Raw genomic sequence first — 26,022 nt, forward strand, 5'->3', positions numbered from 1 at the left:
CAATGAATAACACGTTCTTTACCAATATCAGTGACATTCTGAACCGGTACGGATCCAGCCTCATGCTGGGTGTCCGCACCACCCTGATTGTCTCGCTGACCGGCACTGCATTCGGTTTCCTGATCGGCCTTCTGGTCGGCGGGTTCCGGGCCGTGAAACTCGACTATACTGCTTCCAAGCCAGCACGTTTCTTCAAGAAGCTTTTCGATATCATCGCGAATATCTATATCGGCATCTTCCGCGGAACGCCGATGATGGTGCAGGCAGTATTCATCTACTATGCCTTGCTTAATGTGATTCACTGGGACAACATGACCGCGGCCATCTTCGTCATCAGCGTCAATACCGGTGCTTATATGTCTGAGATCATCCGTTCCGGAATCCAGGCAGTAGATCCCGGTCAGACTGAAGCCGCACGATCCCTCGGGATGTCGAACAGCCAGACGATGATGAGCGTGGTGCTGCCGCAGGCAATCCGCAATGCCTTCCCGGCAATCGGCAATGAGCTGATCGTCAATATCAAGGATTCTTCCGTCCTGATGATCATCTCGATCACGGAACTCATGTTCCAGTCGAAATCCATTGCCGGCAGCACGTTCCATTTCACCGAAACCTATTTCATCGAAGCGATGATCTATCTGATTCTGACGACCATTGCCACTCTGATTCTCAACTATATTGAAGGCCGCCTGAACAAGCGCAAGGTCAGCCTTCCGCAGAGCGATACCGATCCGAACAACATGAAGTTCGCAGGATCCCCGAAAAGCTCGGAAAGGAGTTCGGATGATTTCTGAATCTTCATCCATGGTAGAAATCCGGAATGTCCATAAAAGCTTCGGCTCCCTTCAGGTCCTCAAAGGGGTTGACTTTGATGTCCGAGAAGGCGAGGTCGTGACCCTGATCGGCCGCTCTGGTTCCGGCAAGTCTACCCTGCTTCGCTGCATCAACCTGCTCGAGAAGCCGGATTCCGGAGAGATCCGGGTATTCGGAGAAGATATTCTGCATACGAAAAATGTCAATGCCTACCGGGCAAAGGTCGGCATGTGCTTCCAGCAGTTCAATCTGTTCCGCAACATGAATGTGCTGCAGAACTGCGTGGTACCTCAGGTGAAAGTCCTTCACCGCTCCAATGAAGAAGCCCAGGCAAAAGCCATGGAACTCCTGAAGCGGGTCGGCATGGAATCCTTTTCAGAGGCAGACGTCTCCCAGATCTCCGGCGGCCAGAAGCAGCGCGTTGCGATCGCCAGAGCTCTCTGCATGGATCCCAAGCTGATGCTGTTTGATGAACCGACTTCAGCCCTCGATCCCGAGATGGTCAATGAAGTGCTTTCCGTCATGAAAGAACTAGCAGGAACTGGTCTTACGATGATCATCGTGACGCATGAGATGAACTTCGCCAGAGGCGTCTCTGACAAAATCGTCTTCATGGATCAGGGAAAGATCGAAGAACAGGGAAGTCCGGAACAGATCTTCACCAATCCATCATCCGAACGCACCAGAGAATTCCTCTCGGCATTCATCCATTTCTGATCACTCAATCGCGGAGTCCATTGGATTCCGCTTTTTTCTGCGTTAAACTGTTTTCATGATCCGGCGGGTATACCTTGAAATCACGAATCTCTGCAACCTTCACTGTCCCTTCTGCACGCCTGTGGCAAGAAGTGGAAGGATGATGTCAAGAGAACAGGTTGCGAAGCTGCTGCCGCAGATCCGTTCCGTGACTCCGTATCTCTACCTGCATGTGCGCGGCGAACCGCTCACCCATCCTGAGTTTGAACAGATCCTGTCGCTCTGCGATGAAGCGGAGATGAAAGTGCAGCTCGTCACCAACGGCACTCTGCTCAGCAGCTATCCTGACCTCTTTTCTCACCCTTCCCTGCGCAAGCTCTCAGTTTCCCTGCAGTCCGTTCAGGCCCAGGATCTTTCCCTGCTTTCCTCTTACCTGGATACCATTGATCACTTCATGAAGCAGGTTCAGGAAAGTGGCCATCCGATCATGGAACTGCGTTTCTGGCGGAGCGATCAGAATGATCTTCCGGCTGCCGTTGCCTGCATGCAGTTTCTGAAAGAACGCTATCCGTTTGAATCCACGGATCGGAATCACAATCTGAAACTCGGCAGGAATCTCTATCTGACTTATGACAACATGTTCACCTGGCCGGATGGCTCTGCAGTTCCTTCCGAAACCGGCACCTGCCATGGTGCGGTTCATCAGATTGCCATCCTCTCTGATGGAACCCTTATCCCCTGCTGCATGGACGCTGCCGGCGTCATCAATCTCGGGAACGTCTTTGAGACGCCGCTCTCTGAACTGCTTCAATCTGAGAGATATCTGAATATGAAAAACGGATTCTGCAATCATCAGATCACAGAACCCTTCTGCAGAACCTGCAGCTTCCGGAAACGCTTCGGATGATCACAGCATCAGAAACGTCATTCCATCCTCAGCTTTCAGACTCCCTAATGGAACATCCATGTCGCATCGGCACAGATGTTCTTTTTCATAAATGCATGTTTCCTCATCGATCCGGTACGAGGAACCGATCTCACCGGAAAGCAGCGGCCTCAGAAGCTTCATGCATTCCCGGAAGGAAGCCGAACATGGCAGCACGCATTCGTACATCTTCTGCGAAACCGGAAACTCCAGAAATACCCGGACCTGTTCCTTCATCATCAATTCTCCTCCTGCTCAGCGCGATTCCGCAATCTGCATGATGCGGCAGCGTCCTCTGGAAATGAACATCGCCTGATTCTTCTTCAGCGGCTTGCGGTAATGCGAAGTAAATACATACTGTTCCCGGAATCCTTCTCCGGCATAAATAACCGGAGCAGAAGATGCATCATGACGTAAATTCAGCTCCTGATACCTCGAAAACGGCATTGCCAGCATCGCGCCTCTTCCTGCTTTCAGGATCTGTTTCACTTCTGCTTCTGAAGGATCCAGGATGAGGTTCCCAAACAGATCTTTCCATGCGTTTCTCAGATGATCCTGTTCTTCCGGATAAGTCGACAGGATCAGAGCTATTCCGCTTTCAGGAATGGCAATCCATTCATACGTCTCAATATCCATTCCAAGCAGAAGATCCTTCCCATGATACATTGAAGTGGAGATGACCTCCGGCACCTGCGGCAGCACATAGGCCTTCTCTGAGCCATACCTCCTGGAAGAACGTTCTGCAGCTGATGCAAGATCAGCTTCCGTGATCTTCGGATAATGGACTTCCAGCAGATGATCTGTCCGGATCATCGCCGTATACGGATGCGCAACGATCTTATGGACTGCCGTTTCAAAGATGCCGGTCAGATCCTGCAGGTTGCTGTTGCGCAGGCTGATGCGGCACGGAATCAGCGTCAGATCCCGGTAGGAGATCGCAGAAGAACCGGAAACGAACACAATGAAATGAATCTTCAGCTTCTCTGCCTTCTCCAGAAGACTATGCAGATTCGGCTGATTGCTTTCACCGTTTTCCCGGAACGCACTGTAGTCATCGATCAGCACATAGCATTCATTCTGATCGGATGTCTTTCTCTGACTCAGGTGACGGAACAGGTTGCGCACCAGTTCCTGATCAGAGCTTTCAAAGACATTGCATACCTGAGGAGCTTTTTTCAGCATCTCAAAACTCCCGCTCAGATCATCCATCAGAAACAGTTCATCGCCCTGCTTCAGAATCTTCAGAAGCCCATACAGAATCACGTGGAGAAACGCCAGGCGGTCGCTTCGGTCAATCGCAAAGACGGCCATCGTATATGTTTCCTGTTTCAGCATCAGGAGCGGCTGCCGGTAATGATAGAAGTCATCTGCCCGTCCGAGCACTGCACCTTCACTCTTATCCAGTTCCTCAAGAGCCGGAGCTTCTGCCGGAGGCAGCCAGAGCTTATGTGCCTCAAATCCGGCGCCGAGTTCCAGCACTTCCCGGATCACGGCAGCCGACTGGGTTTCTTCGCTGCCGCATTCTTCCCGATTTTCCAGAATGACATGCTTCATCGCATCCAGAACCTGAACTCTTGGCGAAGACTGTTCCTTCGGTGCATTGGCATAGCCGCTGGCCGCATGGACACTCAGACCATCGCAGAACAGATACAGTTCTCCCGGCTTGCGGATCCAGGCAGCCTCAGGAGAATGGATCATCTCGATGCTGTCCTGGCGGTCCTGTACTTTCAGGCAAACCTTGAACCGGCAGTTCGACCAGATCTGATCATCGACGACGCCGGACGGCTTCTGCGTGGCAAGAATCATATGAATGCCAAGCGATCTTCCTACCCGGGCAATCGAGATCAGTTCTTTCATGAACTGCGGTTCTTCCTTCTTCAGCTCCGCAAATTCATCCACCAGGATCAGAATCGCGGAGAGATACGGAAGGCCATAGCTTTCCTTCCAGATCTTCTGGTAGCTCTTCAGATTCATCACCGGTCTTCCGGAAATCTGACAGAGCTTCTGAAACAGGACTTCTCTCCGGTGGCATTCATTGCGGAATGACACTAGGGCACGCTCCATCTCAGACAGATCCAGGTTGGAAAGCACCCCGGCAATATGAGGCACTTCATAATGATCATTCGAGAAGATCTGTGCAGCCCCGCCGCCCTTGAAATCAATCAGCACGATCTGAAGCTCTCTCGGGCTGTAGGCACAGATCAGGCTGAGGACCAGAGTGATCAGAAACTCACTCTTTCCGGAACCGGTCATGCCGGCAACCAGTCCGTGCGGACCATTCCCAGTTTCATGAAGGTCGAGGACCACCGGTTCTCCGCAGGAATCAATGCCGATCAGGGAGCGGATATGATCCCGGACGAGATTGGTTTCCCAGGCTTCGCGGATCTTCAGTGATTTCACATCAGTCACATGATAGAGATCGAAGAAAGACGGACCTGCCTGCATGGTGCTGCTGCGTTTCTGAAGCGTGCATCTGGAAAGCGCAGAAAAGAATGCTTCCCAGTTTCTTCTGCCGATCAGATCGCAGCGGAATTCTCTCGCTTCCGAATCCGTCTGCAGAATTCCTTCTGTCTGATTCAGATGAATCTGCAGCTCCGTTCCTGCCGGAATGCTATGATCCTCGCTGAGACGGATCACCATCGGATTCACGGCGTCCAGCAGCGTGATCAGATTCGGCTTCAGGGCCACGACGATGACCGGCGGGTCCCCTTCCTGATGCAGAGCCATGCACGCTTCCCGGACTTCATTCTGCGTGCCTGCAATCAGCCGGATTCCTGCCACTTCGCATTCCGTCTGCGGAATCATGCGCAGCCAGGGATGCGTCTTCTCGTAGCTTTCATCGGCAAGGAACATCATCTTCAGATGATCCGGGCCGAAGTCTTCCGCAATTGATGCAAGCATGTTCCAGAGGAATTCTTCATTCTCTTCTCCCGCATCGATGACGATGCGGGAATACCGGGAAAGCGGAATCACGGCAGGCATCTCAGGCATCGAGCAGATCTGCTCATTCAGATCATGCAGCAGAGCTGCCAGGGGATCATCCCGTTTCAGGCGGAATGATCGTTTCAGATTCAGCGAATAAGATACCGTTCCGATGCCTGCTCTTACCATGAGCCAGTCTTTCTGGCCGGGCGTCTTCTGGAATACGGAAGCCGGATTCAGAGGCAGTGCGAGAAGATGATCCAGATCCGGAAAGCATTCCATGCATTCCATCCGGAACTTCTTCTGTTCTTCCTGGATATCCGAGTGAAGCCCGATCAGATAGCGTTCGTACTGCCTGAGACGTTCTCTGCTGTGCATCTTCTCCCGGTGTTTCTCATAGAACCGCTGCATCGGATTCCAGACGAGCGTGCTGACGACCATAACACCCGGAAGCAGCACCATCGGAAGCATCTCCTCGATTCCTCTTCCTGCAAGATACCCGTTGTACATGGCAAGCGAGCCGCTGAAGAGACTCGCACTCGACATCGTCAGCGCTGGTCCCATCATGAAAATCAGAGGATTCTTCTGATGTTCTTCCAGCCGCATCGGTTCTTCGAGTTCCAGCGACAGTTCCCGCTGCAGCTTCGGAGCTCTCCAGGTCCGCACGATGCGGATCATGCATGCCTCCGGAAGCTTTTCTGCCGGACTCTTCTCGAACCGCGGCAGCGATACGGTCAGATTTCCGCAGGAATTGATCAGAAGAAATTCCGGATGAAATACGATCTGCAGATTCAGTACCCGGAAGCAGCTGCACCAGCAGAAGGATTGTTCTTTGTCGATCAGCGATCCGTTCAGCACGGCAGAAATTCCTTCTTCCGCCTGGATAAGCATCTGTTTCCGATCAATTCTGAACTGTGAGGAAGCCAGATTCTGGTCTGCGATCCGAATCGTATCTTCCGGGCTGCTGCCGATTGAAAGAACCTCGCCTTGCCAGGAGTAGCGATGAAATACTTCATATCCTTCCTCGGCCCCGCTGAAGCACAGAGATGCCTCTCTTTTCGTCCGGCTTTCCGTGAGAAAGATCCGCGTTTCATGGCGGATCTCTTCAGTTCGATTGGCGCGGATGCCGCGGGGAAGCCGCAGATAGATGCGTCCGGAGTCATTCAGGATCATCGCATCCTGCCCGAATACCTGAAACAGAACAGATCCCTTGGGAATCCGGATCGCTTCAGCATGTTCGGGATCCGCAATCCAGGCGATCATGACTTGGACGCCTCAGGAATGCGGACTGTGACGTTGCAGCTGATGGAGTAAGCCTGATCAGACGTATGGATCCGGATGATCGTGCTGCCTTCCCGGTTTCCGGATACCTTGCCTGCGCTGACGCCGGCAATTTCCGGATTCTCTGATTCAAAGACGAGATCACTCACCGTATAGCCTTTCGGAATCGCCGTGAGCGGAATCACTTCCATCTCTCCGGGACTGACGATCAGACTGTATTTCGCGATCCGGATTTGGTCGCTTTCGACAAGATTAGTCTTCTTCTTTGCTTCACGGTCTTTCCGGGTGCATTTCGCGACCCACTGTCCATTTTCCATATGCCGATGACCGCTGGGCAGCAGTTCTCCCTGTCCTTTTTCCAGCAGGCTTGTTTTCCTTGAAAATCCCATCTTTCCTAACAGAGTCTTTGAGGAATTGAGATTCAGAGAGACAATCGGATGCGCACTGAGATCCGCACAGACGAGAACATCCGGGAACTTCGCCGATACATCGTCCAGGAGATCATACGGAAGCTCTCCGCCATCGACTTTCTGATGGCCGCCATCCGAATCATAGAGATGAATCGTAGCACCTGCTTTCAGTTCAGCGCCTCCTTCGACATCAAAGTCCGCAACCCGGATTGCGCCGCTGCBGATGCCCATGCCTACGGATGCACAGATTCCGGTATTTCCTTCAAACAGCGTCTTCTCGGAGTGACCGGTATCATTGATGACCCGCATGACGCCGTTCTTCACTTCCATGCCGACGGCATGGTTCTGCGTGAAGGTCACTTCCGCTTTTCCGCTCGCATAGATCTTCACATTCAGACGGATATCGATGTCCGTCAGCGGAACTCCGGGAATCGGAATCCGGATTGATGCGATCGGAACCGTGATTTCTTTTTCAGGTTTGCTGTAGAGGGAATTGACTGCGGTAAGAAAAGCATTGGCGGGAAGTGAATTCGTAATCTTTTTCTCAGCTGCTGCACTCTTCTCACGCTTGACACTCAGCTGTTCGACCGTCGTGAAGTCCACTTTGAAATAAGCATCCTGGATCTTCAGCTTGCTGATATCGACGTCGTAAGAAGGCTTTACGGAGTTCAGCACAGCACTGCCATGGATCTTCATACCATCTGCGGTCTTCTTATCCACGGTGCAGGAGATGGAGTCCCTGGTCGTCCTGAAATTGATCTTGTAGCCATGGAATTCATGCGGAATATTCAGAAGAGGCGCATGAATCTCCCGGACTCCTCCGGCTGGCACATTCACTTCCGGGGGAGCTGACTGAACTACGGTCCCGTCGATCAGATCAATGATCTCAGCCTGCGTGAAGTCGACATCAAACGAAGAATGTGCGTTCATGTCGCTGATCAGTTCCGTAAACTCGGTTTCATGTCCTTTCACTTCGAGGGTTTCGCCATCTTCTGATACTTCTGCAGAGTCAATGGTAAGACCATGCTGCTCACCATTTTCATCTTCCCATAGTGCAATGGAATTCTCTTTCAGTCCCGAAGAAGCCGGGAATACTGCTGTCTGGTTTTCTTCATCAAAGAGAATCGGTTCTGCTTCCACCTGCTCAAATGCTTCATTGAACGTGATTGTGTTCTCTTCTGCTGAATCCTCAAACGTGCGGTGATTGATGTAATCCACCATCTGATCCAGCAGAATCAGTGCTTCCTCTTTGTCCATGACTTCTTTCGGCCGGAACCGATTCTTTTCATCGACGCTCATGAAGCCGGTGGTCACTGCTGCTTCGATCTGCTTCGGAAATGCGGAAGCACTGCGATCTTTGATTTTCAGATTGCTGTCGGATTTCATCTCTCTTCCGCTGAGATTGATCAAGGTGCTGGCCGCCCATTCCCTGGTCAAGAGAGCAGCCGGATCAAAACCGGAAGAAGGTTCCAGAACCTGCCATTCCACAGCAGCCTGAACCGAGTCATAATACGGAGAATCAATCGGGACATTCATGAAATACGGAGCAGTTTCGCGGTATTCGCTGATGCCTGCTCTTTCATCCAGTTCTCTGATCCATTCTCCGAGGCTGATGCCATTTACAGCCTTCCGGCTGCACCCCTGCAGGAGTACTGCAGGGATGCAGATCAGAAGGAGAAACGCATGCCTAAGCCTGCATGCCGGACGCATTGCTGGTAATCGTCGTTTCCAGGGAATCGTAGGACTCTACGGTGCGATCCAGGAATCTTGCATAGCTGTCAATCGTTTCTTTCTGGGTATCGAACCTGCCTGCAAACTGATTGAAGCGCGATCTGATTTCCTGTCCGCCATCCGAGATCCAGGATGCAGCGGTATCATTCATCTCTTTTTTCATCTGATTCAGATCTTCAAACATCTGCTGGTTGCAGGAACGGATCTGTCCTGCGCATTCGCTGACCTGTGCCAGCGTGATCTTCAGTTCTGCCATCTCTCATTTCCTCCTGTTCACTGAGCGAGATTCGCTGCCTGCGAGGCGAGATCTTCCTGCATCTGCCGATAGGATTTCGCACTGTTTCTGAGAAATTCCGCATATTGGGAACAGAGCACCGACATCTCTCTGAAGTCCGTCTGAAACTTCGAAATCTGCGTGCTGAAGGCAGTATTGTCCTTTCCCTGCCATCCTGCCTTCATCGTATCGACGGCGTCGAATAGCTGGGCATAGGCCCTGGAATAATCCTGATTGTGTTCTTCAATTCTCGCTGCACTTGCTTCAAGCTGTTCTGGTTCTACTGCAATGGAACGCATTTCGACATCCTCCTTGTCTGCTTTCTTCATTGCAGAAAGAACCGAGATCCCCCGAAAATAATCAGAAATGGAATGAACGATGCGGGAAAACTCATGCTTTTATGCTGGATGGAAATAGAATTCTTAGAAAATTTGAGAAAATGACCATGGTTTTGATACCATGACAAAAGGTGTTTTTTGGGCAGATAAAACAATGCTCTGGGACTATTCCTTTCTCAATGAAGGCTATTATCAAGAGCAGCCCAGGGACAGACAACAAGGGCTGAAGATAGACATCATATCAGAGGCGCAACACCTGGCCCCATGATTCTGAGTGTTCAGAGAAAATGAAATTCAGCTCGGTTCATTTTCAATCACGGCGTAAAACGCCTTAGGATCTTTTGACTGTTAGCACTTCTTCCGAAGATTTCATACGCAATGAAATGATGCTGCGCTGCAGCCAGCGCAGTTTTTGAAAAAAGCATCCATGGTGGATGCTCATAATGAGAAATCATCAGAATCAGAAGGCAGGTGAGAAGCACTCCATGCAAGCAGTGCTGCAGAAGGACCAGGATTCCCTGAGATCATATGCTGCAGGCAGTCATCGAGATTCTCTCTCGTGATCAGTCCGCATTCAGCAAGACGCAGAATTGAATCAGAATCATCTGCTTCATCTGCCAGTGCACATGCTTCTTCAAGTTTTTCAGACAGCAGCTGAAAGAATGATGCTCGGAACGTCTCCGACAGCCCCTCTGGCCACCGGAGTCTTGCACTCAGCAGACGAACGCGCTCAGCACTGAGGAAGGAAACCTTCATGGCGCGGTCGTAGCGGTTCCAATCAAACAGAGTTCCGTTTCTTCCGAAACATGCGAGCAGTTCCTGTCTCAGCATCTCATGATGTTTCGGAAAGAGGATATGGAACCCAGGAAAGACTGCTTCTTCCAGCTCACAATCCAGAAATGCATTCTCAGCGATGCGGATCCTGGCCTCCGGAAATATTACCTGATGAACGGGAGCCCGGAAGAATGACAGTCTCTCGATTGCCTCAAAGGAATCATCGAGAGTGATTTCCTTCTCTTCGCCAGTATATGCAAGCAGGGTTTTTCCTGCTTCATTCTTCTGGTACAGCATGGAATCCTGCACCGCAAAAAACGAATTGCCGGCTGCGATAGAGAAATCTCTGATGCCACGGCGTTTCGCAAATCCATCGCCGGTAGCAAATAGTGAGCCAGGTGCGATCTCTTTCAGCGTGGCAGGAAGATTGAGGCTCTGAAGATTATTCCGGCGATCCAGAGCCCTTCTTTCGGTCTTTACCGTTCCTTCCTGAATCGCATAAGTGATTCTTTCATCTCCTGGCTGAATGCCTGCAAAGACGATTCCTTCTGCAGTTTTGTGATAGATTCCGAACCCATCCGTCCAGTAGCTTCCGCCTGGTTCAAACTGAAGGCGGAAATCCAGAGAAGAAACTTCATCAATCATTGAGACAGAAGCAGGAATCCTGACTTCCTTCAGACTGCACATTCCGGCGAACTCACGGCCAAGAGAGATTAATCCTTCATTCAGAATCAGATCTTCGAGGTCGGCACATCCTTCCAGGGCATCTGCTTCAATGATCCGGATGGAATCAGGCAGCCAGAGTCTGGTCAGGTGGCTGCCTTTCTCGAAGAACATCATCGTGCCGAGCACCCGGACCTTCTTCCCGTCAATGGTTTCTGGAATCTCCAGTTCCGTTTCCGGTCCGCTCCATGCCGTCAGTCGGATTCCGTCTTCACAGGGCTCAAAAGAGAACGTTCCCATCAGAGGGACAGATCCCCTTCTTTTTCAATCGTGCGCTGATAGTCATGAACTCTGCGCAGAAGGTCCGCATTGCGGTCCTTCACGAGAAGACGCTCGCTGGCTTCGGTATATTCCGGAACCGGATGCTGGGCAAGGAATCTTGCACAGTTCGTATTGACGGTGAACTGCGTGACTGCCAGCAGCATCTCTTCTTCGGAAGAGAACTGTTCTTTCAGGAACTGGAAGAGATTTGCCAGCTGATCCCGGATGCTTTCTGCATTCTGCTTCATCGTATGCACTTCACGCTGAAAGTTGGCTTCTGCATAGCGGAAACCCTCTGCTGCATCTTTCGGGCGCTCCAGTTCCACGCCTTTTCTGGTCTGTCTCAGCAGTGCACATTCGTAAGCGACAATCCGCTTCTCACGGTCTGTCAGTCCTCTGGCGTCCTGGACTTTCTTCGCTTCTTCTTCCAGGGACGTGCGGATTTCTTCCAGACGTTCGGAAAGATCCAGCTCCGGATGAGCCATGCATTCCTGCTTCAGCTTGCGCAGCGGGTTCAGCAGACCTCTCTGCCCGTCTTCCTGCTCCATATTCCTGAGTATTGCCGGCATGACTGCTTCCATCAGAAGACTCGTCACGCTGATGCATTCATCAAACGACGCTTCCGAGATCCGCTTCGAGATTTCTGCGTCTTTCTTTCCTGCCAGGATCGAAGCAATCTGATAATCATCCCGGTATTTACGGTAGAGGTCATAGTAGGAAGCGAAGTTCTCTGCTACTTCCGGATCAGACAGATATTCATGAATCATCTCTTCGTCTGCACGGTATCCCTTTTCCTCAAACAGCTGAAGTGCTTCTGACAGATCTTCCCAGCCTCTTGCTGTCACATACGTTCTTCCTTCCGGAGTCGTCTGAATGCGGTAGAAATCATCCGGATGGATTTCCAGGAAGGACAGAATGGCCTGATGGAGCTGCTTCTGTTCTGCATACCTCTTCCATACTTCAAAGTCCGGTTCGACATGCAGCACCTTCAGGCGGTCCAGGGTTGCAATATCAAATTCATGCACGGCCCGGTTGTATTCGGGCGGATTGCCGGCAGTCACCACGACCCATCCTTCCGGAAGCTGATGATTTCCGAAGGTCTTGTACTGCAGAAACTGAAGCATGCTTGGTCCGAGCGTTTCTGAAACACAGTTGATTTCATCCAGGAACAGAATGCCTTCCTTCTGGCCGCTCTTCTCCATGTTCTCATATACCGTGGCCAGGATCTCGCTGAGCGTATAGACCGAGACTTCAAACGGCTTTCCTTGATACGTGCGATGGTCGATGAACGGCAGACCTAATGCACTCTGGCGGGTATGATGCGTCATCGAATAGGAAACCAGCGAGATGCCGAGTTCTTTGGCGATCTGCGCCATGATCGCGGTCTTGCCGATACCCGGCGCACCGATCATGAAAACCGGTCTCTGCCGTTCCAGGGGAATGCGGTAGTTCCCGAATTCGTCTTTCATCAGATAAATACTCACACTGCGTTTGATTTCTTCTTTTGCGTCCTGAATATTCATGCCTCAAACTCCGTTTCCGGCAGCACCAGCCGGATTGCCCATGGCGGGACCGATGGTGCCGCAAAACCATTGCCTGCAAATATGAATGCCGTCTGATACGGCGGGACTTCTTCAGGGAAGATGCCCTTGCCATCTGTGAAATATAGAAGACCTCTGAGATTCCGGAAGGCATGCGCATCCATCAGCTGCCTTACTCTTGCAAATACCGGCCGGAAATCTGTTCCGCCGAAGCCCTGCAGCTCAATATTCTTCAGATACTCCTGGAACTCCGACTGATTATGCAGCGTCACTTCTTTCTGAATCTTTGCATCGCACTGGATCACATGCACATTCACCTGCTCGAAGAAATTCTTCGAAGAAGACAGAATCTCCCAGGTCTTCTTCAGAAATGCCTTGACTAGTGCTCCCTGCACGGATCCGCTCGTGTCAATCGCGATCACGAAGTCGCGGATTCTCGTATCTTCCCGGTATTCCAGGGGTTCGATCAGCGGCATGTTGCCGTACAGGCTCATGCCATACGTATAGTAGATATAATCAAATTCATCCGGACTCAGCGAGACCTGTTCTCCGGAAACCGCAAACTTTCTAAGAAAGGTGCTGTAGTCATAAGAACCGCGGCGATTCAGCTTCAGCTTCGAGGAAACGGTGCCAGGCTGATAGCCCTGCGTCTTCTCAAATGACTGGATCTGATTTTCCGTTGCCTGCTCAAGTTTCTTCCAGCGATCGCTGACCTGAGCTTTTGCGGGATACGCTTTATCCCGTCCGGCATATTTTCTGCCTTCGACATCTCTCGTCAGCCAGAATTCATGCACGTCTCTCCGGAACAGGGGTTCATGTCTCATGAGTTTCCATTTTTCATCGGGATGATGAATGAGCCAGGAATAAATCTTCTCTGCCGTGACGCCTTTGCAGGCATCATTGACTGCCGTCAGCTGCGCAAAGCGTTCAGCATCTTCCGGTACTTCGATCTCTTTCCAGCCAAGATTGAGCACCGCAGCCTCCACGGCCGCATCAGCCGCAAAATCCCAGGCATCCCGGTCCAGCGTCACATACTGAAAACCATGGAAGAAGAGACAGTGCAGAACCATATGAAGATAAGCCCGTACCACCAGCATCGGATTCCGGTCCGCATCTCTCAGAACGGCCTGCGGCATCACGTAGAGATAAGTCCCATCGCAGCCATAGCCGAGCGTGATCTCATCTGTTTCATGATCCGGAGCATAGAACCTCACCGGCATCGCAAACAATGCCCGGTTGAGATAAGGCATCCTGGCCACGATCTGATCTCTTGCCCCCTGCATCACTTCTGCTGCCAGAGCTTCTGCTTGTTTATCCGTTTCCATAACGAGGAAATTATACCTGGTTCCGGTTCAGATTCCTAATGAACTGCAAGAAGGAACGACAAAACAAAAGAAGTGCCTACGCACTTCTCAGGAATGAAACACATGCCGTACTCCATCAAGGACATATGTGATCGTGATGCCGCTATCCAGGGATACTGATTCTACCTTCGCTTCCGTCATATGGCGGTACTCCCGGTACTTCTGCTTCATGGCTTCTGTATAGGAACCAGGATCATCACTTGTCAGGAATACCGTCCCGGTCAGAGCATCCAGGGTCGCCAGGAGATTCTTCTCTGCTTCGGTGAGGCGGCAGTTTTCCGTTCGCAGGAAGAATACATCCGGATCGCTCCCGAAGGCTCTGCCATTGAGCTGTCTTCTGGCTAGATTGGTTTCAATTGCGTGTTTCGTGGAATTGCGTTCCCGGTGGAACCCGCGCATATACAGCACATCATCCCAGTCCAGGCTCACATCGCAGCTCGTCCGGCAGTATTCGGTGAGCCCGAATGCAGGCATCACCGGAACGCCGCAGCCGAGAATCGGATGGCTGCCGCAGAGTTCTCTCAGGAACTTCATGACCCGGATCATCCTGGCAGCCCGTGACTCTTTCCGAGTCCCGAATGGTGCTGCTGCATACAGGAAATCGAGCTTCACGAGATCGAATCCCCATTCGTCAAATACCTGATGGAATACCTCTTTCAGATAGTTCTGAACTTCCGGATGATCAAGATCAAGACCATAGAACGAAGACCAGTTGCAGCCGGACTTCCACGGCTTTCCTTCATGCTTCAGGATCCAGTCGGGATGTTCCTGAAACAGGTCGGACTTCTCTTCTGCCGCAAATGGTGCCAGCCATATACCTGCTTTGAATCCGGCCGTATGGATGGCGTCTGCCTGGGCTTTCATTCCGCCGGGGAACTTCCTGGGATCCGGATTCAGCCAGTCTCCGACATAGGGTTCCCAGCCATCATCAATCTGAAACAGGTCACCCGGTTCAAAGATCGTCCGGCATCCTTTCAGATCATTCTGAATTGCCGGTTCCGTGATGTTCTGATACCGGTTGTACCAGCTGGAATAGCCATAGAGTTTCCTAGCAGGAAGCGGCTTGATTCCAGCAGCTTCCATCCAGCCGTCAAATACTTCTGATTCTTTTCCTTCCGCAAGATAAAGGTCCAGAAGCGGGTAAGCTTCATCTGCTTCGACTCCTGCACAGTCTCTCTCAATGCGGAGAGTTCCGTTCTGTTTCTCATAGAAGAACTGCGTATACCCGCCTTCCTCACTGGTCGAGGCAATCAGCAGGTACTGATCCCCATTGBGGAAATAGCACCAGGATTCCCCTTGATGGAAGCCATTCCGGTATGGGTAATCGGTAAAGTGATAATCCCCGTACCGATCAAAGGCATACTTTTTAAGAAGAAACGAAGGAATCCGGTTGACGCCTCTGGTTTTCCCATCAGGCTTCTGCTCTCTGCACCAGGTCCAGGTCTGATAGCCATTCATGAAGATTCTGGTATCAGGAGTGACAGGAATCTTCAATAGAGCAGTCACGGATTCAAGAGTTCCATGGAGACCGCTGCATCTGAGATGGATTTCATGATTGAGTTCGCTGCAGGTACCTTCCTGATGAAAGGAGTCCGTCTTCACGCTCCACTTCAGTTCATGCGTCATGAGAATGGCGTTCCTTCAGTTCTTCAATCATCTCTTCGCTCTTCTGATCCGTGAGCTTGAACTTTTTCCGGAACAGTATCATCGCAAAGAACAGTCCGAGGAATGGCAGCACAGTCATCAGAAGACGGAGGCCAAGCAAGGTGGAAGCACTCTGAACAGCAACGGCCCCGGTAGTCTGGCTGTTGCCAACAAGACCGATCAGATCGATGCCGACACCGCTGATCAGCACAGCAATGGCAGAGCTGGCCTTGACGACAAACGTCTGCATGCTGAAAATCACAGACTCCTGACGGCTGCCCGTCGTGAGTTCTCCATAGTCTACGGAAGAAGACAGAAATACGGTCGTCAGAACTGTCAGCATGCCGTTGGCAAGGAAGACAAGCACACCCGGAATGCAGAGCACGCCAAGCGATCCGCCAAGTCCTGCCAGGCAGGCAATGAGGATCAGCACATAACCGGTCATCGAAAGTCTCAGGCAGAGACGGAAGATCTGTTCATTGGCAAGCTTCTTTCTGAGCAGCGGATACAGCACCATCATGCCGAGAATCTGGGAAGCACCTCCGACTGTATTGAAGAGCGTGTAGCTGTCCACCCAGGAAGCTCCGCCGAAATCATACTTGAAGAAATAGATCAGCAGATTGGAGGTGATATACAGCGCGCAGTCAATCAGCACAATCACGCCGACCACAACCATGGCCTGATCATTGCGGAACAGAGCCTGGAACATCTCTTTCACTGTTGCAGTGTGCGATGCAGACTTTGCGGGCTGCTTGCTGAGTTTGCGCTCCTGGATGCTGTGGACGCAGAGAATCTCAAACAGTGCAAACAGGACGGCGACGATCAGGGCCAGACGGCTGAATCCGCTGCGTTCGCTGCCATTGCCGAGCATCGTAACCATCTTCATTGCAAACACAGTGATCAGCGCATTGCCGATGCCGGCGCAGGTTCTGCCAACGACGGAAAGCTTCTCACGGTCTTCTGCTTCCCTGGTCACTGCCGGAATCATGGACCAGAACGGGATGTCCATCATCGTGTAGGTCACGCCCCAGAGCACATAGATGATTGCAAAATACGTGCGCAGACCGCCGCCGGATAATGCTGACGGAACACTGAACAATGCATAAAGCACGAACGCATTCAGAATCGATCCGGAAAGGATCCAGGTGCTGAACTTTCCGAACTTCGGATTGCTCTTCTCGACGATAATGCCCATGAACGGGTCATTCAGCGCATCGAAGACTCTGGCGGCCATCAGAACGACGCCAACGAATGTTGCAGATATTCCGAGAATATCCTGATAGTAATACATGACATAGCTTGCACTCAGTGCATAGACCATGTCCTTTCCGACGGCACCCAGCCCATAGCCGGCGGTCTGACGCTTTGAGAATTCCATAGAATGCTCTCCCCTCTTCAGTCAATGATGAATGAAACAGAAACAGATTCTGTCTGATCTGTCTGAATATGAAGTACTGCGTTTCCTGTCTTTCCGACGGTCCGGATATAGGTTCCGCCCATGCCGCCTTCCAGCACAGCGATTTTCGGACCGGCGATCTCGATCGGTCCTTCCGCGCGGAAGCAGACAGGAATCTGGGCATAGCTGGCCAGGTTGTCATTGCTGTCCAGCAGGCGGATGCGGATGGCACTCATGTCATACGTGCTTCCTTCATGCATGCAGGGATTGCTGTTCTTCACTTCAAGATGCAGCTTCGTATCCGGCGTCTTCACGACGGACTTCACGACTTTCCCGCCTTTTACGGCATCGAATCTCCAGACTGTTGCCTTGCCGCCCCAGTTGCCGACATAAGTCCCGAACAGGCGGTAGCCGTCTTCCATCGTCAGGTGGTAATGCTTCATCGCATACAGCAGCTTCAGCTTGATGGAAAGCGGAAGATTGCTCATGCCCTTCTCTTTTGCAGCAAGCAGGCAGTCATGGATCAGCTTCGCTTCGGCCTCCGGGAAATGCTCGTTCTCACGGATCAGTTCACCGATCAGATCATCGATCTTCACCGGTCCGTGTTTCAGACCGCTCCACCCTTCGGAATGGAAGCTCTTCACGAACTGATCGTTCTTGTACAGGCGGACTTCATCGGCATTCGTGAAAGCGTAGATCTCTCCAATCTGCCCGGCATTGTAATCGCCGATATCCATCGGCGTGCATACTTCCAGAATTGGCTCCGATTCGCCCTGGCTAGCATAAAGAGATGCTGCTGGTTTCGGGTTGCGGAAACTGTCCATCACGCCATGGTAGCAGATGCGATCGCCAGAACCAAAGTCCTGATGGGTCGGATAATCAAACATGCACCACTGGAAACATCCAGCATGTTTTCCGTCTGCCATCGCATCATTCAGCACCCTGGCATGGCGGAGCGCATGTTCCTGCCGGCGCTGCCAGGTGTCATAAGGCTTGGTCGGAAACATATGTCCGTTTGCTTCACTGATCAGCATCGGCTTGTTCCCATCCGGAGTCACTTTGTCCTTCGGCCTTACCCCGCCGTTTGTTCCGTTATGAGAGAAGTCATTGAATGCATAGACATCTTCCAGAAGATGGCTCTTCTCGAGATATCTCACACCGCTGGTCGGACGATCCGGATCCAGCTCATGCGCAGCCGCGTTTGTCTTCTGATAGAGTTCATCATCATCGAGACTTTCGTTGATTCTCACACCCCAGAGAAAGATCGACGGATGATTCCGGTACTGCATCACCATTTCTCTGACATTCTGAACACACTGCTCTCTCCATCCCGGGTCGGAAGAGATATGCTGCCAGCCGGGAATCTCAGTGAACACTGCCAGCCCAATCTCGTCACAGGCATCGAGAAAATACTGGCTCTGCGGGTAATGGGATGTTCTGACTGCATTGACCTGCAGCTCTGCTTTCAGAATTCTTGCATCTTCTCTCTGAAGGCTTTGGGATGCCGCATAGCCAACATACGGGTAGCACTGATGACGATTCAGACCGCGCAGGAATACCTGCTTTCCATTGAGCAGGATATGATCCTGATCGATCGAAACCGTCCGGATTCCAAGATGCCGGGAAACGGTATCAAGAATTTCTTTTCCTTTCTTCAAAGACACCTCGGCCTGATACAGATATGGATCCTCCATCGACCAGAGATGCGGATTGATGATCCTGCATGCATGGGAATGCTCAGAGGCAGGCCATGTCTCTGAAAGAACTTCGTTTCCCTCTTCATCTTTCACGCAGAGCTGAAGTTCCATTCCGTCTGCATCGCCATCCAGCTGTGTCTTTGCAATGATCTGATCCGTACGAGGAGTGCGGAGATAGACATCGTTCAGATAAGTCTGGTTCCGTACATCCAGCCACACATCCCGATAGATGCCGCCATAGGCCAGATAGTCCATCACGAATCCGAACGGAGGAATGGATGGATTCTCGGTCGTATCCAGTTTCACCGCAATCCGGTTCTCTTCGTTCAGAGATACAAGGTCTGTGATCTCTGTCCGGAAGGCGGTATAGCCGCAGCGATGCTCAGCACACTTCTTGCCGTTCACGAATACTTCGGCGATATGCGCACATCCGTCAAACTGCAGGAAGAGTCTCTTTCCTTCTGCGTCATCAGGAATCTTCAGCATTCTCCGGTATCCGCAGATCATCTGATACGAAGCAGGATCTGCTTCATGCAGCGGCACTTCTTTCACGGTATGCGGAAGCCGTACCGGTTCTCCGGTTCCGCTTCCTTCTGCAAATGCATCCGTCCATGCCGGCGTGAATTCCCAGTCATTGTCCAGTAAGATCATCTTGCTTCAGCTCCTTTCATCAGAAGATCTGCGAGATAATCCAGAGCGTCATGATAAGTGATGCCGTATTCCTTGAGTCCGTCTGTGGAGAGGAAGGACTCGATGCTGGCCGTCACGACCATGCGGAATACCGGCATCGAAAGATCGCTGCGCAATGCTCCGGTAGAGATTCCTTCTTCCATCAGCTGAAGGGTCGGTTCCCAGTTCGTTTCCAGATTCTTCCGGATGCTCTTAGCAACAGAGGGATATTTCTCTCCGATTCCTTCCAGCTTCCGGAAATCCAGCATCTGGTATTCTTCCGGCATGGCCACAATGACTTTTCTGAGCTTTTCCGCAAGCGGGATATCCTGCTCCATGATCGCCTGCTTCTGGGCATGGATCTTTGCAAAGCCGGTGTCGCAGAGGTCCAGCAGCAATGATTCTTTGGATGGGTAGAGATGATAGATGGTTTTCTTTGCGATGTGCATGGCTTCAGCCACATCCTGCATGGTGAATTTCAATCCCTTTTCAGCATAAAGGTGTGTTGCCTGATCAAGGATTTCTTCCCTCAGTGACATAGAATACTCCTTTCCGGAAACCGGATTTCTCTTTCTGGTTTCCATTATAGTTTGATGTAACCGCTTTCGCAAGAGCAGACATAAAAAATCAAGAACCGCAGCATAAGAAAAGCGGCCTTCCTCAGAAAGCCGCTCACAGCAACTTATTCCGTTCTGTTTTCCTGTTCGTGAATCCTGGCGATCAGCTCATCGATGTGCCGGCCGTTCTCTTCGGTCCGGTCAATCTCGAACCTGAGCTCCGGACATCTGCGGATGTCCAGGCGCTGAGCGAGTTCGGAGCGGATATAGCCCTTTGCTTTCTCAAGCGCTGCCATCGCATCGCGGTGGGACTTGTTGCCATAGAACGTCACGTAGATCGTCGCATAGCTGTGATCATTCGAGACGCGCACATCCGTGACCGTCACATTCGAGACATCCGGGTCTTTGACCTGAAACGCGATGATCTCAGTCACATCGCGGCGGATGATTCCTTCCAGCCGTTTCTGCTTGACGGTTTTTGCCATACTCAGGCCTCAGCAGGAACTTCCTGTTCCTGGTATGCTTCGATGACGTCGCCGACCTTGATGTCGTTATAGTTCTCAATCGTGATGCCGCATTCATAACCGGCAAGCACTTCTTTCGCATCATCCTTGAACCGTTTCAGAGAACCGAGCTTTCCGGTATAGATGACGATGCCTTCGCGGATCAGACGGACACCGCAGTCTCTGGTCAGCTTGCCATCCGTGACCATGCAGCCGCCGATGGTTCCGACCTTGGATACCTTGTAAGTCTGACGGACTTCTGCCTGGCCGATGACGACTTCGGTATAGACCGGCGCCAGCATGCCTTTCATGGCATTCTCCATCTCTTCAGTGACTTTGTAAATGATGTTATGCAGACGGATCTCAACACCGGCATCTTCTGCCTTCTTGCGGATCGTCGCATCCGGACGCACATTGAAACCGATGATCATTGCCTTCGAAGCATCTGCGAGCATGATATCGGATTCAGTGATCGCACCGGCTGTCGCATGGATGACATTGACTTTGACACCCTTGACATCCAGCTTCTCAAGAGAGGATTTGACAGCTTCGGCAGAACCCTGGACATCGGCTTTGATGATGACCGGGATTTCCTTAATTTCACCTGCTTCGATTTCCTTGGACAAGTCTTCGAGGCTCATCGCAGCAGTCTTGCGGCGCTGCATTTCAACCTTCTTGCGGTTGCGGCGGTCAGCGACTGCACGTGCTTCTTTCTCTTCGCCATAGGCACGGAACAGATCGCCTGCCTCCGGAACATCATTGAGACCGATGATCTCAACCGGGGAACTCGGTCCGGCGCTTCTGAGCTCGTTGCCATCTTCATCCGTCATCTTGCGGACCTTGCCGAAGCAAGTGCCGACCACGATCGGATCACCATGATGCAGCGTTCCATTCTGGACCAGCAGCGTTGCGACGGGGCCTCTGCCCTTATCAAGCTTTGCTTCAATGACAGTGCCGGAAGCTAAGCGCTTCGGGTTCGCCTTGAGTTCTTTCATGTCCGCAACGGTCAGAATTGTCTCCAGAAGATCGGAAATGCCTTCTCCCTTCTTTGCAGAAGTCGGAACGAAAATCGTATCGCCGCCCCATTCTTCCGGCATGATGCCGAGATCAGCCATCTCGCTCTTGACGCGGTCCGGATTGGCTCCCGGCTTATCCATCTTGTTGACAGCGACGATCATCGGCACATCTGCTGCTTTTGCGTGGTCGATTGCTTCCTTGGTCTGCGGCATGACACCGTCATCGGCAGCGACGACGATGACAGCGATATCCGTGACCTTGGCACCTCTTGCACGCATGGCCGTGAATGCTTCATGGCCTGGCGTATCGAGGAACGTGATCTTGCGTCCCTTGATGGAAACCTGATAAGCGCCGATGGCCTGGGTGATGCCGCCGGCTTCGCCAGCAGCGACCTTAGTCTTGCGGATCGCATCGAGCAGCGTGGTCTTGCCATGGTCAACATGACCCATGATCGTGACGATCGGCGGACGTTCTTTCAGAAGCTTCGGATCATCCGGTTCTTCGTCTTCCAAGCTGTCTTCATCCTTCGGCTTGACTTTGGTTGGTTCGATATCATATTCCAGGCAGACCGTCTCGACCATGTCGTCATCCAGCGAGCTGTTGATCGTCACCATCTTGCCCTGCATGAACAGGATCTTGATCAGATCGCCGGCATTCCGGCCGCACTTCTTGGCCAGTTCGCCGACAGTGATGCCGTCACTGTAAGTGATGGCATGGATATCCGGCTGCTGACGGCGCGGGGAAAATCCCTGCGGATGGCTGTTATTGTTTCTTCCGCGGCTGCTGTTATTATTGCGCTTGCGGCTTGTGTTATTGTTCCGGTTTGCGCCTGGTTTGAAATTGTTTTTCTTCTGCATTGCATTTCCTCCTTTTCCTTCTGCAGACAAGCTTTGCGGGCATCGCCTCTCTTTCTGAATTCCCGGCTAACGGATCGCTGCTCGGATCGTATCCCAGAATTCATCCGGGATCTTCACTTCCAGCGCACGTGCCAGGGAACCATTCTTCTTTGCTTTCTCCACGGCCTCCAGGTCCTTCTTCAGGTAGGCTCCGCGGCCATTCGCCTTGCCGGTCGCATCAACGGCAAGCGTTCCCTCCGGTGTACGCACGATGCGCAGCAGCTCCTTCTTCGGAAGCTGCTCGCCCGTAGCGATGCACCGTCTCATCGGTATCTTCTTCGGCATTACTTGCCTTCCTCGTCCTTATAGTAATCTTCGTATTCATCGTAATCGATGTCATACTGGCTGTCTTCTTCCGCCTGCTGCTGAGCCTCGATTTCAGCAAGCTCTTCTTCGGTGTAGACCGGCTTTGCAGGCTCTGCCGCATTCTGCTTGCCAAGCTGCTCGAGCAGGACATCGTTGCGGACCTTGATGCCGTCATCATCCTTGTTCTTACGCTTTCTGCGGGCAGGTGTCTGCTGCTTCGGCTTGGAAGTGCTGGCCAGCTTCTCAAAGACGGAGACATAGTCATTCTTGCTTGCCATCTCTTCAAGATCAGCCTTATGCTTCTTCGCCTTCGGCTCTTCGGCCTTGAACGGCTCTGCTTCCTTCAGTGGTTCTTCTGCTTTTTCCTCTTCGGCAGGTGCTGCTTCCTCTGCAGGTTTTTCTGGTGCCGGAGCTTCTTCCTTCACTTCTTCTGCCGGTTCTGCAGCTTCCTCAGGCTTGGTCTCTTCCTGCGGAGCAGCGGTTTCATTCGCAATGTCATTGCGAATCTTCTCGCTCATGACTTCCTGCATCTCTTCCGGAATTGCGTCTTCTTCACGAGCCGCAGCTTCCGCAGCTTCCTTGCTTGCCTTGGCAAGTTCTTCTACCTTGGCAAGCCGCTTTGCCTCCGCCTCGCGGGCTTCACGCTBCATGCGTTCCACTTCGCGCTTTTCATGTTCCTTGGCCAGTTCAGCCTTGCGCTGTTCTGCTTCCTTCATGAGCTTCTCATAGTCGACGCCCATTTCCGTGAGCTCTGCCTTGGTCTTGATATCGATCTTGCGGCCGGTGAGTTTCACGGCAAGTCTTGCGTTCTTGCCCTTCTTGCCGATCGCTAGAGACAGCTGATCTTCTGCGACCACCACGAGCAGAGAACGCTCATCTTCACCCGGGAGAACTGCTTCGACTTCTGCCGGAGCCAGCGCATTCTTGACTAATACCGTTACATCCTCGCTCCATGGGAAGATATCGATCTTCTCGCCATGAAGCTCTTCGATGATTTCCTGAACCCGGGCGCCTCTCTGACCGATGCAGGCACCGATCGGATCTACTTCCGGATTGTAGCTGACGACTGCCATCTTCGTGCGTTCGCCAGGTTCTCTGGCAATGGCCTTGATCTCGACGATCCCCTGAGCAACTTCCGGTACTTCCTTCTCGAACAAACGCTTCACGAGCATCGGATCAGCCCGGCTGACCAGAACCTGGGAGCCTTTGGTATCCTTGTTGACTTCGGTGATGACAACCCGGATCTTCTGCCCTTCAATCAGATGTTCCTGCGGAATCTGCGCGGACTTCGGCATCAGCGCCGTCGTCTTGCCGAGATTGATCAGCGCGAACTTGTCCTTGACGGACTCGACGATTCCGATGACCATGTCATACAGCTGGTCGATATACGCATCATAGACCGCTACCTTCTCAGCTTCACGGATCTTCTGGCGCATGACATTTCTGGCCAGGGATGCGGCAGCTCTCGACATGCCGTTGATCTCCACCTTGCGGCGGATCACATCGCCGAGATACGTATCTGCCTTGATTTCACGTGCATCCGGCAGCGAGATCTCAAGCTCATCATCCTCGACATCTTCGACCACATTATAAAGCTGATAGATATCGATCGTCTGATTCTTCTCATTGATCTCAGCTTCCACGTTGATGTCGGAAAGCTCTGCATCTTTCTTGTAGGCTTTTGCCATCGCTTCCTTCAGCGCATCGAGGACAACGTCTTCCGGAATCTTGCGCTCATCCTCAATGGCGTTGAGCGCCTTGATCATATCTTTGTACTTCAGTTCCATGATGATTCTACTTTTTCTCTCCTTCAGAATTTGATTGCCAGGCGGATCTTTTCAATATCGGCTGCAGGAATCTCCGCTTTCCTGACCGCTGCTTTCTCACGGTATTCCAGAATGATTACACCATCGGAATAACTCTTCACCGTTCCGGTCAGTTCCATGAGTTTCTTAAACGGATGTTTCAGGCGCATGAACACATAAGGCTCATGCATCGTCTCCAGCTCCTTCAGATCGCGGATCTCGCGCTCTGCACCAGGACTGCACACTTCCAGGGTGTAGGCGGACTTGATGATATCCTTCGCATCCAGGAAATCCGAAAGCTTTGTACTGACTTCCGCGCACGTATCAAGGTCCATCGACCCGTCTTCGTGCATAATTGAAACTTCCAGCGTATGCTCGCTTCCGCCGGTCCACTTCAGGTCATACAGCCTCACGCCGCATTCCTTCAGGATCGGTTCCAGCAGTTCTTTCAGCTGACCGGTATTTTCCATCGCTCCTCCCAATCAATAATTAAGGAGTGCTTCCGCACTCCCTGTTACATGATTAATATAGCAGATTTCCCCGTTTCTGCAAGCGGTTCTCCATCCTCAGAGATACAATTCCGTCGGATACGTGAGATAGCGGAGTTCTTCCAGCTGATCCGCCGTGACATATCCGGCCGGTGCTTTCAGAATTGTCGGAATCCGGTTCACGATCGTCGCACACGTATGCTCCACGGTTGCCGGCTTCACCACATGGTATTCGACATCCGGCTCGCCTTCGATCTTCCAGTCGCAGAGGTCGCCGTCCTTTGGTCCGTATACCTTGCCGATCGTCTCTTCCTCGACTTCGATGCCCTGCAGCGTCGCAGCCGTGACCACTGCCGACATGCCGATGCATCGTCCGGCCGGAATCACCTGATTCAGCGTGCTGCTGAACAGATCATGATCCAAGATGCACGGAACATGTTTCTGGGTGATAGAAGAAATCGTGAGGCCGAGTTTGCTGCAGATCGCTTCAACGGAGTTCCATGCATAGGAAGGTTCGAATACTTCCGGATGCGCAATCTGCTGCTCGAACTCCTGGGGAGTCAGATCGCAGCCATGTGCCTGAGCAAGTGCCATCCCGTATTCATCGACGTTGTAGCTGTAGGCACCCTTGATCTTCTTGATGGAATGGCAGCCAGCACAAGCCTGAGCAAGCATGTTGATCCAGAAGATATCCTGCATGCCGGAACCAGTCATCGTGCAGTGATGCTCCTTAGCCATCGCATCCAGGCGGTTGACGATTCCTGCTTCCGTCGTCCACGGATAGATTGCTTCCTCGCACGTCGTGATCACATTGATGCCTCTGCTCAGGCACTTCTCGACATGCGGATCGATGTCCTTGATGAAGCTGAACAGCGTGACGATCGCGATATCTGCATCGCATTTATCCAGAACTTTGTCGGCATTATCAGAAATCTTTACAAGTAACCGGCGAGAAAGCCGAGCCATACACAGCTGATGTACTCTTTCTGCT

At 51.9% G+C, this 26,022-nt stretch carries 21 protein-coding genes; 3 read left to right on the top strand and 18 right to left on the bottom strand.

The genetic code is table 11. The features are described from left to right. The first annotated feature begins 2 nt into the window (after window positions 1-2). Genes FYJ51_RS01250 through FYJ51_RS01260 form a run of 3 tightly spaced genes read left to right on the top strand, consistent with a single transcriptional unit; the run spans window position 3 to window position 2,416 of the window. Window positions 3-794: an amino acid ABC transporter permease gene (locus tag FYJ51_RS01250; RefSeq protein WP_235897183.1), complete on the top strand. Its 792-nt coding sequence runs from the start codon at window positions 3-5 to the stop codon at window positions 792-794. Continuing rightward, window positions 784-1,530: an amino acid ABC transporter ATP-binding protein gene (locus FYJ51_RS01255; RefSeq protein ID WP_105303793.1), complete on the top strand. Its 747-nt coding sequence runs from the start codon at window positions 784-786 to the stop codon at window positions 1,528-1,530. The genes FYJ51_RS01250 and FYJ51_RS01255 overlap by 11 nt, the downstream gene beginning before the upstream one ends. Window positions 1,531-1,585: 55 nt before the next feature. Continuing rightward, on the top strand, window positions 1,586-2,416 hold the full coding sequence (locus FYJ51_RS01260; protein ID WP_154502294.1) for a radical SAM/SPASM domain-containing protein: 831 nt from the start codon (window positions 1,586-1,588) through the stop codon (window positions 2,414-2,416). Here the strand turns inward: FYJ51_RS01260 and FYJ51_RS01265 are convergent, their stop codons facing one another. From FYJ51_RS01265 to FYJ51_RS01350, 18 genes are all read right to left on the bottom strand, one after another. Next, window positions 2,417-2,674 carry a hypothetical protein gene (locus FYJ51_RS01265; protein WP_105303795.1) on the bottom strand — a complete coding sequence of 86 codons (258 nt, stop codon included), beginning with the start codon at window positions 2,672-2,674 and terminating at the stop codon, window positions 2,417-2,419. A gap of 15 nt (window positions 2,675-2,689) precedes the next feature. Beyond that, window positions 2,690-6,619 (bottom strand): FtsK/SpoIIIE domain-containing protein, encoded by a 3,930-nt coding sequence (locus FYJ51_RS01270; RefSeq protein WP_154502297.1) that lies wholly within the window; start codon window positions 6,617-6,619, stop codon window positions 2,690-2,692. Beyond that, entirely contained in the window at window positions 6,616-8,757 is a 2,142-nt protein-coding gene (locus tag FYJ51_RS01275; RefSeq protein WP_154502300.1) for an Ig-like domain-containing protein, read from the bottom strand. Before FYJ51_RS01275 ends, FYJ51_RS01270 begins: the two co-directional genes overlap by 4 nt. Further along, window positions 8,735-9,034 carry a pore-forming ESAT-6 family protein gene (locus FYJ51_RS01280; protein ID WP_105303798.1) on the bottom strand — a complete coding sequence of 100 codons (300 nt, stop codon included), beginning with the start codon at window positions 9,032-9,034 and terminating at the stop codon, window positions 8,735-8,737. The genes FYJ51_RS01275 and FYJ51_RS01280 overlap by 23 nt, the downstream gene beginning before the upstream one ends. Window positions 9,035-9,051: 17 nt before the next feature. Beyond that, entirely contained in the window at window positions 9,052-9,351 is a 300-nt protein-coding gene (locus FYJ51_RS01285) for a WXG100 family type VII secretion target (protein WP_105304907.1), read from the bottom strand. Window positions 9,352-9,828: 477 nt separating this feature from the next. Then, window positions 9,829-11,127, bottom strand: coding sequence for a leucine-rich repeat protein (locus FYJ51_RS01290; RefSeq protein ID WP_154502303.1), 1,299 nt, complete (start codon window positions 11,125-11,127; stop codon window positions 9,829-9,831). Beyond that, window positions 11,127-12,671: an ATP-binding protein gene (locus FYJ51_RS01295; protein ID WP_154502306.1), complete on the bottom strand. Its 1,545-nt coding sequence runs from the start codon at window positions 12,669-12,671 to the stop codon at window positions 11,127-11,129. Before FYJ51_RS01295 ends, FYJ51_RS01290 begins: the two co-directional genes overlap by 1 nt. Continuing rightward, entirely contained in the window at window positions 12,668-14,014 is a 1,347-nt protein-coding gene (locus tag FYJ51_RS01300; protein WP_154502309.1) for a vWA domain-containing protein, read from the bottom strand. Before FYJ51_RS01300 ends, FYJ51_RS01295 begins: the two co-directional genes overlap by 4 nt. 87 nt (window positions 14,015-14,101) lie before the next feature. Then, window positions 14,102-15,679 (bottom strand): glycoside hydrolase family 36 protein, encoded by a 1,578-nt coding sequence (locus tag FYJ51_RS01305; protein WP_154502312.1) that lies wholly within the window; start codon window positions 15,677-15,679, stop codon window positions 14,102-14,104. Next, complete coding sequence (locus FYJ51_RS01310; protein ID WP_154502315.1) at window positions 15,669-17,075, bottom strand: glycoside-pentoside-hexuronide (GPH):cation symporter; 1,407 nt, start codon at window positions 17,073-17,075, stop codon at window positions 15,669-15,671. The genes FYJ51_RS01305 and FYJ51_RS01310 overlap by 11 nt, the downstream gene beginning before the upstream one ends. Before the next feature lie 17 nt (window positions 17,076-17,092). Beyond that, window positions 17,093-19,441 carry a glycoside hydrolase family 2 protein gene (locus FYJ51_RS01315; RefSeq protein ID WP_154502318.1) on the bottom strand — a complete coding sequence of 783 codons (2,349 nt, stop codon included), beginning with the start codon at window positions 19,439-19,441 and terminating at the stop codon, window positions 17,093-17,095. Further along, window positions 19,438-19,998, bottom strand: a complete 561-nt coding sequence (locus tag FYJ51_RS01320) for a TetR/AcrR family transcriptional regulator (protein WP_205946098.1) — start codon at window positions 19,996-19,998, stop codon at window positions 19,438-19,440. The genes FYJ51_RS01315 and FYJ51_RS01320 overlap by 4 nt, the downstream gene beginning before the upstream one ends. A 143-nt stretch (window positions 19,999-20,141) precedes the next feature. Next, a complete protein-coding gene (rbfA, locus tag FYJ51_RS01325; RefSeq protein ID WP_105303806.1) occupies window positions 20,142-20,501 on the bottom strand; it encodes a 30S ribosome-binding factor RbfA in 360 nt (119 codons plus the stop codon). A gap of 2 nt (window positions 20,502-20,503) precedes the next feature. Beyond that, complete coding sequence (gene infB / locus FYJ51_RS01330; protein WP_105303807.1) at window positions 20,504-22,393, bottom strand: translation initiation factor IF-2; 1,890 nt, start codon at window positions 22,391-22,393, stop codon at window positions 20,504-20,506. Window positions 22,394-22,459: 66 nt separating this feature from the next. Next, window positions 22,460-22,717 (bottom strand): RNase P modulator RnpM, encoded by a 258-nt coding sequence (gene rnpM, locus FYJ51_RS01335; protein WP_105303808.1) that lies wholly within the window; start codon window positions 22,715-22,717, stop codon window positions 22,460-22,462. Next, window positions 22,717-24,525, bottom strand: coding sequence for a transcription termination factor NusA (nusA, locus tag FYJ51_RS01340; RefSeq protein ID WP_235897184.1), 1,809 nt, complete (start codon window positions 24,523-24,525; stop codon window positions 22,717-22,719). Before nusA ends, rnpM begins: the two co-directional genes overlap by 1 nt. A gap of 23 nt (window positions 24,526-24,548) precedes the next feature. After that, window positions 24,549-25,013 (bottom strand): ribosome maturation factor RimP, encoded by a 465-nt coding sequence (rimP, locus tag FYJ51_RS01345; protein ID WP_105303809.1) that lies wholly within the window; start codon window positions 25,011-25,013, stop codon window positions 24,549-24,551. 96 nt (window positions 25,014-25,109) lie between these two features. Further along, the gene (locus FYJ51_RS01350; protein WP_205946099.1) at window positions 25,110-25,997 is read right to left on the bottom strand and encodes an NAD(P)H-dependent amine dehydrogenase family protein; all 888 of its coding nucleotides are present in this window, start codon (window positions 25,995-25,997) and stop codon (window positions 25,110-25,112) included. Window positions 25,998-26,022: the final 25 nt, after the last annotated feature.

It is taken from the genome of Stecheria intestinalis, from assembly GCF_009696165.1.
GTDB lineage: Bacteria > Bacillota_I > Bacilli_A > Erysipelotrichales > Erysipelotrichaceae > Bulleidia > Bulleidia intestinalis.